Origin of the sequence: Neptuniibacter sp. SY11_33, assembly GCF_047778025.1 — a bacterium.
Lineage (GTDB): Bacteria > Pseudomonadota > Gammaproteobacteria > Pseudomonadales > Balneatricaceae > Neptuniibacter.
In genome coordinates this window covers 1,868,897-1,883,298 of sequence record NZ_CP180543.1, presented here as the reverse complement: position 1 = coordinate 1,883,298, position 14,402 = coordinate 1,868,897, and the positions used below count along the sequence as shown (strand labels likewise).

Below are 14,402 nucleotides of genomic sequence, written 5' to 3'. Positions count from 1 at the left end.
TTCTTTCAAATTTTATATTGCCGGAAACACTAGATGAGCTACTCTAAAAGTAACCCTAACTGCATGATAAGGAAGTACTATGAAAGCAAAAATAGCAATCAACGGTTACGGCAGAATAGGCAGAAACATCCTTCGAGCCTTTTACGAATCCCACTTGAGTGACAACTTGCAGATAGTTGCCATCAACGACCTTTGCGATCCTCAGGTAAATGCACATCTAACCCAATACGACAGCATTCACGGTCGATTTAGACATGATGTTGTTGTTGAGAATGACGCCTTAATCATTAATGGCGATGCTATAAAGGTATTTAGAGAAAAAGACACTAGCGCCCTTCCCTGGGCTGAGCTTGATATAGATATTGTATTTGAATGCACCGGCCTATTTACCGATAGAGATTCAGCCTCAAAGCACATAGAAGCTGGCGCCAAAAAAGTATTAATCTCAGCACCATCCAAAGATGCAGACGCATGCGTTGTTTACGGTGTAAACCAAAACTCTATTCAGCCACATCACACTATAATTTCCAACGCCTCATGCACAACAAATTGCCTAGCACCATTAGCTAAGATAATTAACAGCCACTTCGGCATTCAATCAGGCCTAATGACGACCATACACGCTTACACCAATGATCAGCATTTAATGGATGCTTTTAGTGGCGATCTATATAGAGCAAGATCTGCTGCCAGCTCCATGATTCCTACCAAGACAGGCGCCGCTGCAGCTGTTGGCCTTGTTCTTCCCGAGCTTGAAGGCAAGCTTTCAGGCATGGCCATCCGCGTCCCAACCTCAAACGTATCACTTGTTGATCTCACTGCAACCCTAAAAAGTAGCTGCTCGGCTAGCGAGTTAAACGATTTAATCCAAAGGGAAGCAGCCAAAAACTACATAGGAATTGTTGCATGCAATCACGACCCCCTAGTCTCCATCGATTTCAATCACAGGCCTGAATCCTGTATTTTCGACGCCACGCAAACCATGACACATGAAAATACGATTAAGGTTTTTGCTTGGTATGATAATGAATGGGGATTTTCAAACCGCATGCTTGATACAGCCCAGCTGATGCACCAAATCTCAAATTAACATGGCCATAAAAACCAAGCCCTTCATGCTTAGTGAAGGGCTTAATTTTTCCAGCAAATATAACGTTTTAATTATTTAAGATAATTTATCTGTGAGAGATATAAATCTTGCGAGCTGCAGCCGTGAGGATTATTAATTTTGGTTTGTAACGCTGATTTTATGCTATCAGGCACCTTATCTACCTCTGTCGCCGTTACAGCTTGATAATGCTCCTGCACAAGATAGGTTGGGGAGTATCTCGAAACCTGAATGTAGGTTATTCCTCGCTCAGTGATAGATGCGTAGCTGATTTTAGAATAGCGGTTCTTATCAATATCACCCGCAATAAAACCACTATCACATGCAACCAAAAGCTTCTTGCCAGCCGCAGTCGGCTGAAATACATCAGTGGGATCAGCCCCTGCCAATACAGCCTCCACTTTATCAGTGTCATTTAAAGGACCTTTAGCGGCCTTACTTGTTGCTGCAGGAGAGCTTGACGACTGAGCAAGATAATCAATATCAAGCGCTTTAATTGCTTGATACCCAATAACACCAGCAACAGCCAGTACAAATATACCTTTCGGAAGATCTGTCATAATATCTCTGAACTCCCTTTCCTACGTGTTGTTTATATCCCTCGATGTCATTTAAGTATAGCAATGACTATCTCGTTGATTGCGCTTACCCCTTAAGCAAAAACAACCAGCCTTATATAAAGTAAGGCTATTCACTTAATATCAATAATAATAGACATCAATTCAAACAAAGCAATAGCCTAAACACACCGTAAAAGCTAGCTTTAAGAGATACTGTTAAACGAAGAATAAAAAATCCATATAAATCACATGGATAGCTAGAGCATCAATCAACATGAAAAATAAACAGGTTGATAAGATAGATTGGAGATCACTTTAGCGACTCAGGATTTAAGAGTTTTTTTTGCAGAATACTCTTTAGACCAAAAGACAGCTGCACGCGTGACCAAGGGAAATAAAGTAAGGGTAAAGTCGCTATTAAAAGCCAGGATATATATTAAGGAGAATGATTACCACAAGTGGTGCCCGGGACCGGACTCGAACCGGTACACTCTTGCGAGCGGGAGATTTTAAGTCTCCTGTGTCTACCAATTTCACCACCCGGGCAAGGGTGGAGGCGCGGGTCGGAATCGAACCGGCGTACACGGAGTTGCAGTCCGCTGCATGACCACTCTGCCACCGCGCCTCATAGGCTTGCTACTTAAGATTTGGAGCGGGAAACGAGGTTCGAACTCGCGACCCCAACCTTGGCAAGGTTGTGCTCTACCACTGAGCTATTCCCGCTCTGCTGTAACAAGTGGTGCGTATTATAGAGAGCCCCGATTATATGTCAACACATATTTTATAAAAAAATTTGCTTAATTATTAACCACTTACATCTGTTCAGATAAAGCAGGCCAAGAAGCTCTAAGGTACTGATACATAGACCATAAAGTTAATGCAGCTGCAAGATATAGTGCAATAATCCCGGCTATAGAAATCGTTGTATATGGCTCTGTAACAATCATGAGCATAATCGCCAGCATCTGTAATGCTGTTTTTACTTTTCCGATGTATGAGACAGCCACACTCGCTCGCTGCCCTACTTCAGCCATCCATTCCCGTAAAGCTGATATCACAATCTCTCTGCCGATTATTACGATTGCGGGGATAGTTATCCACCATGATGCATAGCTCTCGACGAGTAACGCTAAAGATATAGCTACCATTAGCTTATCGGCAACAGGATCTAAGAAAGCGCCAAAGGGAGAGGTTTGATTTAACTTTCTAGCTAAATAGCCATCCAGCCAGTCAGTAAAACCGGCAACGGCAAATACCACTCCTGTTGCAATGGGTGCCCAGCTATAAGGCAAATAGAAGATCAGCACAAAGACAGGAATTAAAACAATACGTAAAGATGTAAGTATATTGGGTATATTCATCTGGCATTCAAATATCAGGATGGAGTGCCGCATATATTTCTTCGGCAATTGTTTTGCTTATGGTAGAGACTTTTGCAATTTCTTCAACACTGGCGCGCTCTACTTCTTGGATTCCACCGAAATGTCTTAATAGCTCCCTTCTGCGTTTAGGACCAACTCCCGGTATATCCTCTAAAACTGAGCGTTTTCTTGCCTTACCCCTTCTAGCTCGGTGCCCCGTAATGGCGAACCGATGCGCCTCATCACGAATGTGCTGAATGAGATGCAACGCAGCAGAGCTACTTTCCAATACAGTTTCTTCACTGGTATCGCCTGAAATCAGCACCTCAAATCCAGCCTTGCGAGTAGGCCCTTTAGCCACACCAATTACCAAGACGTCAGATATGCTTAGCTCATCTAGCACTTCCATTGCTTGAGTAACTTGGCCCTTCCCGCCATCGATTAACAAAATATCAGGTAATTTGCCCTCGCCTTTCTTTAAACGTGTATAACGTCTTAATAGGGCCTGATGCATGGCCGCATAGTCATCACCTGGGGTAACTCCTTCAATATTAAAATGCCTGTAATCCGATTTCAGAGGACCATTTCTGTCAAATACTACACATGACGCAACTGTTGCTTCACCTGAGCTGTGACTGATATCGAAGCACTCTAGTCGTTGCGGAACTTCATCAAGATCCAAAAGACTTTGTAGCTCTAGATATCGGTTATAGATATTCTTTTTGTTAGCTAAAAAACTACCTAACTGCTGCTCAGCATTGGTATTGGCAAGCTTCTGCCATGCTGCCCGCTCACCTCTGACCGCATGTGAAAGTGTTACCTTTTTGTTTGACGATTCTCCTATGGCTTGTTGCAAGCAATCTTGATCTTCAACCACGTTTGGCAAAACAATGTATGACGGTATTTCACGCTGTGACCCCAAATACCACTGAGCAACAAACGCCGAAACAATTTCGCTAGAAGTTTCTTCGATAGATACCTTGGGATAGTGAGCCTTGCTTCCGATAATTCTTCCGCCGCGAACAAACAACATATGTATACAGACCCCTCCAGGCTGCACCGAACAGCCAATCACGTCGGCCTCACCCTGCATGCCAGTTACATACTGTTGCTCTTGCACTTTTTGCAAACTTATCAGTTGATCCCGATATAACGCAGCCTTTTCAAACTCAAGCTCAGCTGATGCACTTTCCATCTGGCTAGCTATTTCATCCATAACTTTTGCGTTCTTACCATCTAAAAACATAGAGGCATGACGGATATCGTCTTGATAATCCTCTTTAGAAATGGCTTTTACACAAGGCGCTGTACATCTTTTGATTTGATACTGAAGGCAAGGGCGTGATCGGTTTTTATAAAAGCTGTCGTCACACTGACGAATCTTAAATATCTTCTGAAGTAAATTAAGGCTGTCACGGACCGCACCGCCGCTTGGAAATGGGCCAAAGTATTTACCACTTTTACGCTTGGCGCCTCGGCTAAATCGCACTGCAGGATAATCATCTTTGTCTGAGATAAAGATATATGGGTACGATTTATCATCACGAAGCAGAATATTATAAGGCGGCCTATGCTGCTTAATCAGATTCTGCTCAAGCAGCAGCGCTTCGGTTTCACTGTTGGTGATAGTGACCTGTACATCTGCTATTTTTGAAACCAACGCACGGGTCTTAATGCTAAGACCAGAAGAACGGAAGTAACTAGAAACTCTGTTTTTAAGGTTTTTGGCTTTACCAATGTAAAGAAGCTCATTATTAGCATCGTACATTTGGTAGATCCCAGGCCTTTTTGTGAGCTGTTCTAAAAAGGCGCTGGCATCAAATCTTTCGACTGGGATATTTTCTGACACTGCTTACTATTCTACCTTGGACAATAACTTGCGGTTATCCATGTATTCATGCGTAGCAATTCTATGAATCTCCTGAAGAGTGCCCATAGTCGATTCAGTAATACCTGCACCGCGAGAAAGCGACACTTCTAGGTAAACACCAATTTCTGCATAGTAGCAAAGCTGAGCGTCTGTGCTTTTAGCTTTACGGAGTTTAGTTAAAGAGATTTGCGCGCCATTAACCAAAATATTATTAATGTCTGATTCTGACAGCAGAACATCGCGGTTCTGTTCGCTTAAAGGGACGTTGTTATCTGTGGTTCTGTTCATCATATACCCTTATTTATAATCCCATCGTGTTTGCAGCATACTTTAAGCATTTCATCAGTTGATGTAAAAAGGAAAGTCTTAAATTACGACGAATCGACTGCTTCTCAATCAGCTACAAAAAGAGCGCTAAACATGGAAAACGATATTGACTGGGTATTTAACAGTCCCTCTTTGATAAACGTGCCAAATAGTTTTGCCTCTATTCAGGACCTACTATGCAAAGACAGCAGTAAGTTGGTATCAGATACCCACCCAGATTTTTCAGCAAAAAATCTAGGCGGATATTATGAGAACATAGTCAACTATAATCTTAATAATAATCCGCATCTCTTTGATATAAAAAGAAACATAAAGGTATTCAATAACATAGTAACACTTGGAGAATTCGATTTTCTAGGCCGCTCATTAATGGGTGACTTCCATCTGGAATGCGCAATTAAATACTATTTAAGAGTAAATTCAGGCACTAGGCTTGATGATTTTATTGGCCCAGGAAAGAAGGATCGGCTAGATATCAAGTATGAGAGAATGCTCGAACATCAGCTTAAACTTTCTCAAACCCCTCAGGGCATCCAAGCATGCCAAAGTGAAGGATTGTCCCCTTCCATATTTGTTATGTTAGTACAAGGCTACCTATTTCATCCTTTTGCTGAGTTTGGCTCTGAAACAGACCTTCATCAAGCCATCAATCCTAACCACCTTCAAGGCTGGTGGCTTAGACAAAGAGAACTAAAGAACCTTCAAGGTGCAGACACTTACACTATCATGCACAAGCCTCACTGGCTCGTTGCCGATCAATCTATACTTTTAGATTATGTAGGGATAAAAGCAGAGCTATTAAAAGCTGATAGACCGATTTTAGTAGCTAGATTTGATAAAACAGGAAAAGAATTAGATAGAGGATTTGTTGTTCCAAACGAGTGGTAGGAGGAATTAGCCGGGTTGCTCGATTGAGGTTCCCGGCAAAGCTGAAACTTACTTGTCCGCAGCCGCTGCATCTTTCGCAATCATATTTTTGATTACTTTAACGCCAACAAATGTACCAATGATCATCGCTGCAACAATCGCAAGGCTTGGAGCAACGGAGATTAGGTTATATTTATCCATAGAACTGTCCTAGATATTTTGTAGTAGTAATAAAGAAATATCGGGAGCAATTATATAGAGCTAACAGCCCGTGTCTATCCATCATTGGCCCACAAAAACCATTGAAAAATAATGGTTATTTCTTACTATTGCCCTCTAAACGCATGAGAAGACTGGATGTGTCGCAACGCCCGCCATCCATTTGCTGAACATCTGCGTAAAACTGATCCACCAATGCCGTAACCGGCAATCTAGCACCGTTCTTTCGAGATTCATCTAAAACAATATTTAGATCTTTACGCATCCAATCAACCGCAAAGCCAAAATCATACTCATCATCGATCATCGTTTGATGACGATTAACCATTTGCCAAGAACCCGCAGCACCATGCTGAATTACGTCGAACACCTGAGCTGCATCTAAACCAGCAGCTTTAGCGAAATGAACCCCTTCAGCCAAGCCCTGCACTAAACCAGCGATACAAATTTGATTAACCATTTTCGCTAACTGACCTGAACCCGCTCCACCTAGTAAACGCGTAGATTTTGCGTAGCAGTCCATTACAGGTGCAGCGCTATCAAAGCTGGCACTATCGCCACCCACCATAATGCTTAACACGCCGTTTTCAGCACCCGCTTGTCCACCTGACACTGGAGCATCAAGAAAGCCAACACTCTGCTTATCAGTAATCTCGTTAAGCTCTCTTGCGACTTCTGCAGATGCCGTTGTGTGATCTACTAAGATTGAGCCTGCAGCCATAGACTGAAGTACACCCTGCGCACCCGTAGTAACCGATCTTAGATCGTCATCATTGCCTACACAGGTAAACACGATATCTGCTCCTTGTGCGGCCATTGCAGGCGTTAAAGCAAAGCTGCCTTTATAGTCCTCAATCCATGCTTCTGATTTAGCTGTCGTGCGGTTGTAAACCGTAACATCATGACCTGCTTGCGCTAAATGCCCTGCCATCGGGTATCCCATGACACCCAAACCTATAAATGCAACTTTCATTCTTATTATCCCATCTAGATTGAACTGTTTTATTCTTTATAGGCTCAGAGTATAAAGGATGAAACAGCAAACACCATCTCGTACTTTTTAATTCACCATTTTGCTATCATCCGACACTGTATCTATCGAGAGCAATATATGTCCTTCTTAAAATCAGCACTTATTTCCATTTTTCTTTTTGCCACTTCTGCCACTGCTGTAGCACAAAGCGAACTCTATAAGTTGAGCTTTCAAAACACAGATCAAGAAACTGTTTCTTTGGCAAATTACAAAGGAAAAGTCGTTCTACTTAATTTCTGGGCGACTTGGTGTCCGCCATGCATCAAAGAGATGCCGTCAATGCAGAGGCTACAGGAACATTTTGCTGATCAAGATTTTGAGATTGTGGCAATAAATGCCGGTGAGGATTCTGTATCTGTTTCAAGTTTCTTAATGGAGCTTGATACCGAATTAACTTTCACGATCTTACTCGATGAGAAAAATCGTTCTTTTAACGAATTTGGTATTAAAGGACTACCGATGACATTATTGTTCGATAAAGAAGGAAAACTGATTGAGACAATTCTCGGCGGGAAAGAGTGGGATCACCCTGAATCGATTGCCTTAATTAGCGAGACGTTAAAATAAGCCATGGACCGATGATCCATGGCTTAAATAACTTACTCAGCCAATACTGCAGCCGCTGCTTGAGCTGCAACACCAATTTTAATTGGTGCATCCATCTCAGCAAGTGTGTTTTCTAGGGCATCTAGGCACAACATAACATTGCGCTGAGTACATGCAGTACCCATCAAACCGATACGCCATACTTTACCAGCCAACGCACCAAGACCCGCACCAATCTCTAGATTGTAGTTTTTCAGTAGCGCAGTACGCACAGCAGCATCATCAACGCCTTCAGGAATGATGACAGAGTTAAGCTGTGGCAGGCGACAGTCTTCATCAACTAGGAATCCGATACCCATTGCTTCAAGACCCGCACGTAGTGCCAAATGCAGCTTCTGATGACGAGCCCAAGCATTTTCAAGCCCTTCTTCTTCTAGCATTACTAGAGCTTCATGAAGCGCATATAGAGAGTTCACAGGCGCAGTGTGATGATAAGCACGCTTTCCGCCACCACCCCAGTAACCCATTACAAGGTTCGTATCTAAGAACCAGCTAGGAACCGAACTTGTACGGTTTTGGATAGCTTCTACTGCTTTCTGACTAAAACTCACTGGAGAGATACCAGGAGGACAAGAAAGACACTTCTGAGTACCGGAGTAAATTGCATCAATACCCCAACCATCAACGTCAACTTCTACACCGCCAAGAGACGTTACCGCATCAACAATAGTAAGAGCACCGTTAGCCTGAGCTAACTCACAAAGCGCTTTTGCATCAGAACGAACACCCGTTGATGTTTCAGCGTGCACAAAAGCCAAAGCTTTAACATTTTCATTGTCTGCAAACGCAGCTTTAACCTTCTCAAGATCTACAGGCTTGCCCCATTCATCTTGCACTAGAATGCATTCGCCACCAAAACGCTCTACATTCTCTTTCATACGGCCACCAAAAACACCGTTTTGGCAGACGATTACCTTATCACCCGGCTCAACCAAGTTAACAAAGCATGCTTCCATTCCTGCAGAGCCAGGCGCAGATACAGGCATTGTTAATTCGTTTTCAGTTTTGAAAAGGTTTTTCAGCATCACTTTGATCTCATCCATCATGCGGATAAATTCAGGATCAAGGTGACCGATTGTTGGGCGAGCCATCGCCGATAGAACTCGAGGGCTTACATCTGATGGTCCAGGGCCCATCAGGGTACGTACAGGTGGGTAAAAAGAGGTAGTCATTTAAGGCCCTTATAATTGCTACATGTTACAAAGGCCTTATTTGTATCAGTTGGAAGCCAACTCATCAATCATTGCGATGATCATTTCTGCAGAATGTTTAGCTGCAGTCACTAGAAATTGGTCGAATGACACGCCGGACTCTTTACCTGCGATATCTGACAAAGCACGAATCACGATAAACGGCGTATTAAATTGGTGGCATGTCTGAGCAATCGCAGCCGCTTCCATCTCCACAGCTTTCATCTCAGGAAACAATTTACGCTTACGCTCTACTCGCTCAGGATCGTTCATAAACTGATCGCCTGTGCAGATCAAACCGCGTGTTGTTTTCATACCGTCCATGCGCTCAATGCATCGTTCAGCGACCTTCGCCAAAGTAGCATCTGGAGTAAAAGCAGCGGGCTGACGGGGTACTTGGCCGTATTCGTAGCCAAATACAGTTAGATCTACATCGTGATGGCGCACTTCAGAAGAAATAACGATATCACCGACATTTAGTTCAGGATCATATCCACCAGCAGAGCCGGTATTAATAACACAATCAGGTTTAAATGCCTGAAGAAGGATGGTCGTACCAATAGCCGCGTTTACTTTGCCAATACCGGATTTAAGCAAAACGATATCGTGTCCATGTAACTTACCCGTAAAAAGTAAGTACCCAGCTATTTCGTGGTCTTCTCTCTCTTCGAGCGCAGCTTTTAACAGCTCCACCTCTTCATCCATTGCACCGATAATACCGATACGAATGTTGCCATTTTTCTGAGAAAGTAGCGCTGAAATGCTTTGTTCTTTAGTCATCAAAAGTTACCGACTGAAAAGGCTATAATTTCCATCTTAATAATGCGCGATTAGATCATAGCTTTTATAAAAAACCTAGTCCCATTCCCCATGATTACTGGCTCATAAACGTTAATTTTTCCTCAAGCCTTAAATAATTAGTTCTTAATTGATTTAGTGCAGGCTGTTTTTAACGCTCTGTTATGTCTATGGGGTACAAACCTGACCAACCAAAACCACCAAATAGCTGATTAGTGTATTCATCGACCGGTGCGGTTAGTTTTAGTTTTTGTTCTGTTACAGGGTGAACAAACTCTAGCTCTGTTGCCATTAGCATCAAACGCTGAAGATCGAATTCCTGCTTTAACGCTTTGTTATGCTTATTATCACCGTGCTTGGTATCGCCTGCGATTGGATGAAAGATATGCTTCATATGACGACGGATTTGGTGCTTTCTTCCTGTTTCAGGCTTAACTTCCACCAAGGAGTAGCGTGATTTTTCATACCGCCCTACAGGCATATCAATTTCAACCGTCGCTAAACGTTTATAATTTGATACCGCTTCTTGTGGTTCTTTATCTTGATTTGCGTGCTTATCCGCTATTTTGTCTAGCTGTTCTTTCAGCGCGTAATCAATCACGTCCTGTTCAGGAGTGTAGCCACGACACATACAAAGATAGGTTTTACTAATCTTTCTCTCTGCAAAGATTAGATTCATTTGTTGCGCTATCTCTTTGTTTTTACCGAATAAAATCACTCCGGAGGTTGGGCGATCTAAACGATGAATAGTGTAAGGGCTTCCACCATTAAAGTAGCTCTTCAGCATGGACGCCAAATTAGGTGTACCACGAGGTGCAATCCAACTTGGATGAACCAATAAACCAGAAGGTTTATTGACCGCAATTAAATGCTCGTCTTCAAAAAGAATATCAAGATCAGTCATAACAAAGGTCATTTCAGTATGAGCGGGTGATTCTACCCCCCACTAAAACTATGTAAAGGGCTTGAAAAACCGACTAAAATACCTATATATAGAGAAACTTAATAGGGAAATCTTTTTCGAGGATATCATGCGTAACGTAAATACTTACGATGCTCGTTCCGAACAGTCCGTACTGCAGACGAACAAAGTCATTCGTAACACCTACATGCTGCTAGCCATGACAATGGTTGTAAGCGCTATTTCTGCTGGCATTTCTATGATGCTACAGATGCCATTTTTTGTGTATATCGGCAGCTTTATTCTTAGTTTTGTAATGCTATTTATCTTAAACAAGAAACAAAATAGCGCCGCTGCTATTCCGTTGGTTTTCTTGTTCACTGGCATGATGGGCTTTGGCCTTGGACCATTGATTAATAGCTATCTAGCTATGGCAAATGGCGGCCAGATCGTAACGACTGCTCTAAGCATGACTGCTCTGACCTTCTTTGGTCTATCTGCTTACGTACTTACAAGTAAAAAAGACTTCAGCTTCATGGGTGGCTTCTTAGCTGCTGGTATGATGGTTGCTTTGATTGCAATGGTTGCTTTGTTTGTACTGCCTCTATTTGGCGTACAACTGGGCGCACTGCATCTAGCATTCTCTGCTCTTGTCGTTCTGCTAATGTGTGGCTTCATCCTTTACGATACTAGCAACATTGTTAACGGCACTTACACTAACTATGTTATGGCAACCGTTAGCTTGTACCTGAACATTTACAACCTATTCGTACACTTGCTAAGCCTTGTTGGCTTCCTAAGCGACGACTAAGTAGCTCGTAAATCTATAAAAAGCCCTGCTTTCTTTGATAAGATTGCGGGGCTTTTTAGTTATAGGCTTTAGCAATTCAATGAAATTCTCAATAGTTATTCAGGCCTCACCCTCTAGCAGTCAATCGGCAGCGACAGCATTACGTTATGCCAAAACTCTCTTACAGCAGGGTCATGAGCTGTATCGGGTGTTCTTTTATGCAGACGGCGTTAATCTCGCTAACTCCCTGATTGCCCCACCCCAGGACGAAACCCACTTACCTAAAGAGTGGCAGACATTGGCAGGCGAACACGATTTAGATCTGGTTGTTTGCATTGCCGCAGCAGTTAAGCGAGGCGTCCTAGACGATAACGAAGCTAAGCGTTATGAAAAATCGGGTGGCAATATTGCTACAGGGTTTGAGCTATCCGGTCTTGGCCAACTAGCTGAAGCCATTGCTGTTTCCGATCGTGTTGTAACATTTGGGGCTTAATGATGAGTGCTAAAAAATCAGTTTTAATCCTTAATCAACATGCACCTTACGGCACAAGCAATGCTCGCGACGCGTTGGATGTCGCTCTAACCTGCTCTATTTTTGAAATGCCGGTAAGTTTAGTTTTTTTAAGCGATGGTCTATTCCAGCTCCTTAAAAACCACAAGACCCAGCAAACCGGCCATAAGAATATTGAATCAATGTTAAGTGCATTACCCATGTACGATATTGATCAGATATTTGTTTGCGCTGAAGACCTTGAGGCCAATGCGCTTTCAGAAACAGACCTAGCTTTACCCGTACAAATTATCGCCCAGAGCGACTTAAGCACTCTACTTGATAGCCACGACACTGTATTGACGTTCTAATATGACATTACATCTATTAAATAAATCTCATAATAATCCGCAACTTTTAAACAAATTGCTCGCTAGCGTAAAAGACTACGACTGTATATTAATGATTGAGGATGGTGTCTATACGGCATTAACAGCAAACGCCGCTCTTTTCTCTGGCTTGCCTGAAAACTGCAAACTATTCGCTTTAGAGCCTGATGTAAGCGCACGAGGCCTAACTGACAGATTAGACTCCCGCTTTACAATCGCCACAGATGAGCGGTTTGTAGAACTAAGCTGTGAAATGAACAAAGTTGTTAGCTGGTTTTAATATGACTATCGAGTTTGATAAAGAAGGCTACCTGAGAAACTTAGAAGACTGGGATGAAACAGTTGCTAGCTCTATTGCCGATATGGAAGGCCTTACGCTGACCCAAGAGCATTGGGAGATAATTCATTTAATTCGTGAATTCTACGAACAATATCAGCTTTCCCCGGCAATGCGACCACTTGTCAAAGCTGTTTCACTTAAGCTAGGTAAAGATAAAGGAAAAAGTATCTATCTAATGAAACTTTTCCCTGGAAGCCCAGCAAAACTTATTGCAAAAATTTCGGGTCTTCCTAAACCCGATAACTGCATCTGAAATTTTAGTATTATTGATCCATCCAGCTGAAATAATTACTTTTTTTGATCTGCACGGTTTAAACCGTAGCATTGCTAGTCTATGCTGTAACAAAACACTATCTCCCTACTTTTAAGCATTTTAAAGCTGTGGGATACTCGAAATATAAAAAAGAACTCTTTTTACCTTAAGAGTCCTTAGTTGTAGTAAACAGGATAGGTAGAGCACTATGGGTCTAGAAGCAGCAGCTGAACACCTTAAATCATTACAGGCTGAGCAAGCATCTTTACATCAAGAAGCCAGCGAATCTAAACGTAGTAACCAAGAAGAAGTGATTTATCACCAATGGGCGACGTTTAAAGTTGATAATGAATTATATGGCGTTGACGTAGTTCAGGTTAAAGAAGTACTTCGCTACAGCGAGATCACACCTGTACCAGGTTCCGACTATTTTATCCTGGGTATTATTAATCTGCGTGGTAATGTTGTAACCGTTATCGATACACGCCAGATGTTTGGCCTAAGCCCGCACGAGCCTGATGATGATACACGCATCATTGTTGTTGAATATAACGAACAAGAAGTTGTTGGCTTGGTTGTTGATAGCGTTGACGAGGTAATCAACCTACCTCAGAACGATATCGATCGTGCACCTAATGCTACTGGCGAAGAGACAACAAAACGCTTTGTACAAGGTGTTTGTTACTACAACAGCATTTTGATTATTTTGCTAGATCTTTTAAAGATGCTACAAAGTGTTACTCCAATGGAGACAGGCGAAGAATTCTGAGCCTAAACACAATAAAAAAAGCTGCATATGCAGCTTTTTTTATACCTGAAATATACAAGTTTAAAAAGATAACTTAATCAATATGCACAGCTATTTGTCTGCTTGATGAACAATGTCGGTGCTCCCAGCAATATACGCCCTGCCATGTACCTAGGCACAACTGACCGTTGAGTACAGGAATAGACAAAGAGGGATTCGTCAGAACACTTTTTATATGGGCGGGCATATCATCGTCGCCCTCTAGCGTATGGGTATACAACGAATCACGCTCAGGTACTAAACGATTTAACCAACTCTCCAAATCGTGCTTAGCACTTGGATCCGCATTCTCCTGAATGATGAGGCTTGCACTCGTATGCTGTATCAGCAAAGTACACAAACCTTCAGTTACGCCACTATGATCAAGCAATTGCTGCAACTGACGCGTAAATTCAAAAAGCCCTTGATGACCTGTCTTGACTGTAAGTAGCTTTACCATAAAAAAATGCCCCTTCAGATGAAGAGGCACTTTAACAGATTAATAATAGTTAA

At 42.4% G+C, this 14,402-nt stretch carries 19 protein-coding genes and 3 tRNA genes; 9 read left to right on the top strand and 13 right to left on the bottom strand.

Going from position 1 to position 14,402, the window contains the following annotated elements; genetic code table 11:
* The first annotated feature begins 79 nt into the window (after positions 1-79).
* Complete coding sequence (gene gap, locus ACMXYV_RS08885) at positions 80-1,090, top strand: type I glyceraldehyde-3-phosphate dehydrogenase (protein WP_415891410.1); 1,011 nt, start codon at positions 80-82, stop codon at positions 1,088-1,090.
* Positions 1,091-1,161: 71 nt separating this feature from the next.
* On the opposite strand, the gene ACMXYV_RS08880 is transcribed toward gap, so the two are convergent.
* The 7 genes from ACMXYV_RS08880 to ACMXYV_RS08850 form a co-directional block, all read right to left on the bottom strand.
* Positions 1,162-1,668 carry a hypothetical protein gene (locus tag ACMXYV_RS08880; protein ID WP_415891409.1) on the bottom strand — a complete coding sequence of 169 codons (507 nt, stop codon included), beginning with the start codon at positions 1,666-1,668 and terminating at the stop codon, positions 1,162-1,164.
* A gap of 459 nt (positions 1,669-2,127) precedes the next feature.
* A tRNA-Leu gene (locus tag ACMXYV_RS08875) sits at positions 2,128-2,214 on the bottom strand.
* A 5-nt stretch (positions 2,215-2,219) separates the two neighbouring features.
* Positions 2,220-2,293, bottom strand: a tRNA-Cys gene (locus ACMXYV_RS08870).
* A gap of 23 nt (positions 2,294-2,316) precedes the next feature.
* Positions 2,317-2,391 (bottom strand) — tRNA-Gly (locus ACMXYV_RS08865).
* A gap of 89 nt (positions 2,392-2,480) precedes the next feature.
* Positions 2,481-3,029 (bottom strand): CDP-diacylglycerol--glycerol-3-phosphate 3-phosphatidyltransferase, encoded by a 549-nt coding sequence (gene pgsA / locus ACMXYV_RS08860; RefSeq protein ID WP_415891408.1) that lies wholly within the window; start codon positions 3,027-3,029, stop codon positions 2,481-2,483.
* A gap of 7 nt (positions 3,030-3,036) precedes the next feature.
* Positions 3,037-4,797, bottom strand: coding sequence for an excinuclease ABC subunit UvrC (gene uvrC, locus ACMXYV_RS08855; protein ID WP_415891407.1), 1,761 nt, complete (start codon positions 4,795-4,797; stop codon positions 3,037-3,039).
* Between the two features lie 87 nt (positions 4,798-4,884).
* Positions 4,885-5,187, bottom strand: coding sequence for an excinuclease ABC subunit C (locus ACMXYV_RS08850; RefSeq protein ID WP_415891406.1), 303 nt, complete (start codon positions 5,185-5,187; stop codon positions 4,885-4,887).
* 132 nt (positions 5,188-5,319) lie between these two features.
* On the opposite strand from ACMXYV_RS08850, the gene ACMXYV_RS08845 reads away from it, so the two are divergent.
* Positions 5,320-6,114 carry a DUF1853 family protein gene (locus tag ACMXYV_RS08845; protein WP_415891405.1) on the top strand — a complete coding sequence of 265 codons (795 nt, stop codon included), beginning with the start codon at positions 5,320-5,322 and terminating at the stop codon, positions 6,112-6,114.
* 48 nt (positions 6,115-6,162) lie between these two features.
* On the opposite strand, the gene ACMXYV_RS08840 is transcribed toward ACMXYV_RS08845, so the two are convergent.
* Together ACMXYV_RS08840 and ACMXYV_RS08835 are read right to left on the bottom strand one after the other, a co-directional pair.
* Positions 6,163-6,294, bottom strand: coding sequence for a hypothetical protein (locus ACMXYV_RS08840; protein ID WP_415884613.1), 132 nt, complete (start codon positions 6,292-6,294; stop codon positions 6,163-6,165).
* Positions 6,295-6,409: 115 nt separating this feature from the next.
* On the bottom strand, positions 6,410-7,285 hold the full coding sequence (locus tag ACMXYV_RS08835) for an NAD(P)-dependent oxidoreductase (RefSeq protein WP_415891404.1): 876 nt from the start codon (positions 7,283-7,285) through the stop codon (positions 6,410-6,412).
* Positions 7,286-7,423: 138 nt separating this feature from the next.
* Here ACMXYV_RS08835 and ACMXYV_RS08830 point away from each other — a divergent pair, with 138 nt between their 5' ends.
* The gene (locus ACMXYV_RS08830; RefSeq protein ID WP_415891403.1) at positions 7,424-7,912 is read left to right on the top strand and encodes a TlpA disulfide reductase family protein; all 489 of its coding nucleotides are present in this window, start codon (positions 7,424-7,426) and stop codon (positions 7,910-7,912) included.
* A 32-nt stretch (positions 7,913-7,944) separates the two neighbouring features.
* Here ACMXYV_RS08830 and ACMXYV_RS08825 read toward each other — a convergent pair whose 3' ends face one another.
* The 3 genes from ACMXYV_RS08825 to ACMXYV_RS08815 all read right to left on the bottom strand — a co-directional run bounded on the left by ACMXYV_RS08825 (position 7,945) and on the right by ACMXYV_RS08815 (position 10,843).
* Positions 7,945-9,123 (bottom strand): pyridoxal-phosphate-dependent aminotransferase family protein, encoded by a 1,179-nt coding sequence (locus tag ACMXYV_RS08825; protein WP_415891402.1) that lies wholly within the window; start codon positions 9,121-9,123, stop codon positions 7,945-7,947.
* 45 nt (positions 9,124-9,168) lie between these two features.
* Positions 9,169-9,921: a 5'-methylthioadenosine/S-adenosylhomocysteine nucleosidase gene (gene mtnN, locus ACMXYV_RS08820; protein ID WP_415891401.1), complete on the bottom strand. Its 753-nt coding sequence runs from the start codon at positions 9,919-9,921 to the stop codon at positions 9,169-9,171.
* Between the two features lie 169 nt (positions 9,922-10,090).
* Complete coding sequence (locus ACMXYV_RS08815) at positions 10,091-10,843, bottom strand: pseudouridine synthase (protein WP_415891400.1); 753 nt, start codon at positions 10,841-10,843, stop codon at positions 10,091-10,093.
* A gap of 127 nt (positions 10,844-10,970) precedes the next feature.
* On the opposite strand from ACMXYV_RS08815, the gene ACMXYV_RS08810 reads away from it, so the two are divergent.
* From ACMXYV_RS08810 to ACMXYV_RS08785, 6 genes are all read left to right on the top strand, one after another.
* Positions 10,971-11,651: a Bax inhibitor-1/YccA family protein gene (locus ACMXYV_RS08810; RefSeq protein ID WP_415884772.1), complete on the top strand. Its 681-nt coding sequence runs from the start codon at positions 10,971-10,973 to the stop codon at positions 11,649-11,651.
* A 79-nt stretch (positions 11,652-11,730) separates the two neighbouring features.
* The gene (tusD, locus tag ACMXYV_RS08805) at positions 11,731-12,123 is read left to right on the top strand and encodes a sulfurtransferase complex subunit TusD (RefSeq protein ID WP_415891399.1); all 393 of its coding nucleotides are present in this window, start codon (positions 11,731-11,733) and stop codon (positions 12,121-12,123) included.
* A gap of 2 nt (positions 12,124-12,125) precedes the next feature.
* Complete coding sequence (gene tusC / locus ACMXYV_RS08800; protein WP_415891398.1) at positions 12,126-12,491, top strand: sulfurtransferase complex subunit TusC; 366 nt, start codon at positions 12,126-12,128, stop codon at positions 12,489-12,491.
* Position 12,492: 1 nt separating this feature from the next.
* Positions 12,493-12,789 (top strand): sulfurtransferase complex subunit TusB, encoded by a 297-nt coding sequence (gene tusB / locus ACMXYV_RS08795; RefSeq protein ID WP_415891397.1) that lies wholly within the window; start codon positions 12,493-12,495, stop codon positions 12,787-12,789.
* 1 nt (position 12,790) lies between these two features.
* Entirely contained in the window at positions 12,791-13,102 is a 312-nt protein-coding gene (locus tag ACMXYV_RS08790; RefSeq protein ID WP_415891396.1) for a TusE/DsrC/DsvC family sulfur relay protein, read from the top strand.
* 208 nt (positions 13,103-13,310) lie between these two features.
* Positions 13,311-13,871: a chemotaxis protein CheW gene (locus ACMXYV_RS08785; RefSeq protein ID WP_415891395.1), complete on the top strand. Its 561-nt coding sequence runs from the start codon at positions 13,311-13,313 to the stop codon at positions 13,869-13,871.
* 73 nt (positions 13,872-13,944) lie between these two features.
* On the opposite strand, the gene ACMXYV_RS08780 is transcribed toward ACMXYV_RS08785, so the two are convergent.
* On the bottom strand, positions 13,945-14,349 hold the full coding sequence (locus tag ACMXYV_RS08780; protein ID WP_415891394.1) for a secondary thiamine-phosphate synthase enzyme YjbQ: 405 nt from the start codon (positions 14,347-14,349) through the stop codon (positions 13,945-13,947).
* Positions 14,350-14,402: the final 53 nt, after the last annotated feature.

Excerpts from the sequence above, each read along its gene's own strand:
- ACMXYV_RS08835 (WP_415891404.1), bottom strand. The coding sequence starts at position 7,285 with ATGAAAGTTGCATTTATAGGTTTGGGTGTCATGGGATACCCGATGGCA.
- mtnN (WP_415891401.1), bottom strand. The coding sequence starts at position 9,921 with ATGACTAAAGAACAAAGCATTTCAGCGCTACTTTCTCAGAAAAATGGC.
- ACMXYV_RS08880 (WP_415891409.1), bottom strand. The coding sequence starts at position 1,668 with ATGACAGATCTTCCGAAAGGTATATTTGTACTGGCTGTTGCTGGTGTT.
- ACMXYV_RS08785 (WP_415891395.1), top strand. The coding sequence starts at position 13,311 with ATGGGTCTAGAAGCAGCAGCTGAACACCTTAAATCATTACAGGCTGAG.
- ACMXYV_RS08780 (WP_415891394.1), bottom strand. The coding sequence starts at position 14,349 with ATGGTAAAGCTACTTACAGTCAAGACAGGTCATCAAGGGCTTTTTGAA.
- tusB (WP_415891397.1), top strand. The coding sequence starts at position 12,493 with ATGACATTACATCTATTAAATAAATCTCATAATAATCCGCAACTTTTA.
- ACMXYV_RS08790 (WP_415891396.1), top strand. The coding sequence starts at position 12,791 with ATGACTATCGAGTTTGATAAAGAAGGCTACCTGAGAAACTTAGAAGAC.
- ACMXYV_RS08810 (WP_415884772.1), top strand. The coding sequence starts at position 10,971 with ATGCGTAACGTAAATACTTACGATGCTCGTTCCGAACAGTCCGTACTG.
- ACMXYV_RS08815 (WP_415891400.1), bottom strand. The coding sequence starts at position 10,843 with ATGACTGATCTTGATATTCTTTTTGAAGACGAGCATTTAATTGCGGTC.
- tusD (WP_415891399.1), top strand. The coding sequence starts at position 11,731 with ATGAAATTCTCAATAGTTATTCAGGCCTCACCCTCTAGCAGTCAATCG.
- tusC (WP_415891398.1), top strand. The coding sequence starts at position 12,126 with ATGAGTGCTAAAAAATCAGTTTTAATCCTTAATCAACATGCACCTTAC.
- ACMXYV_RS08840 (WP_415884613.1), bottom strand. The coding sequence starts at position 6,294 with ATGGATAAATATAACCTAATCTCCGTTGCTCCAAGCCTTGCGATTGTT.
- uvrC (WP_415891407.1), bottom strand. The coding sequence starts at position 4,797 with ATGTACGATGCTAATAATGAGCTTCTTTACATTGGTAAAGCCAAAAAC.
- ACMXYV_RS08825 (WP_415891402.1), bottom strand. The coding sequence starts at position 9,123 with ATGACTACCTCTTTTTACCCACCTGTACGTACCCTGATGGGCCCTGGA.
- ACMXYV_RS08845 (WP_415891405.1), top strand. The coding sequence starts at position 5,320 with ATGGAAAACGATATTGACTGGGTATTTAACAGTCCCTCTTTGATAAAC.
- gap (WP_415891410.1), top strand. The coding sequence starts at position 80 with ATGAAAGCAAAAATAGCAATCAACGGTTACGGCAGAATAGGCAGAAAC.
- ACMXYV_RS08850 (WP_415891406.1), bottom strand. The coding sequence starts at position 5,187 with ATGAACAGAACCACAGATAACAACGTCCCTTTAAGCGAACAGAACCGC.
- pgsA (WP_415891408.1), bottom strand. The coding sequence starts at position 3,029 with ATGAATATACCCAATATACTTACATCTTTACGTATTGTTTTAATTCCT.
- ACMXYV_RS08830 (WP_415891403.1), top strand. The coding sequence starts at position 7,424 with ATGTCCTTCTTAAAATCAGCACTTATTTCCATTTTTCTTTTTGCCACT.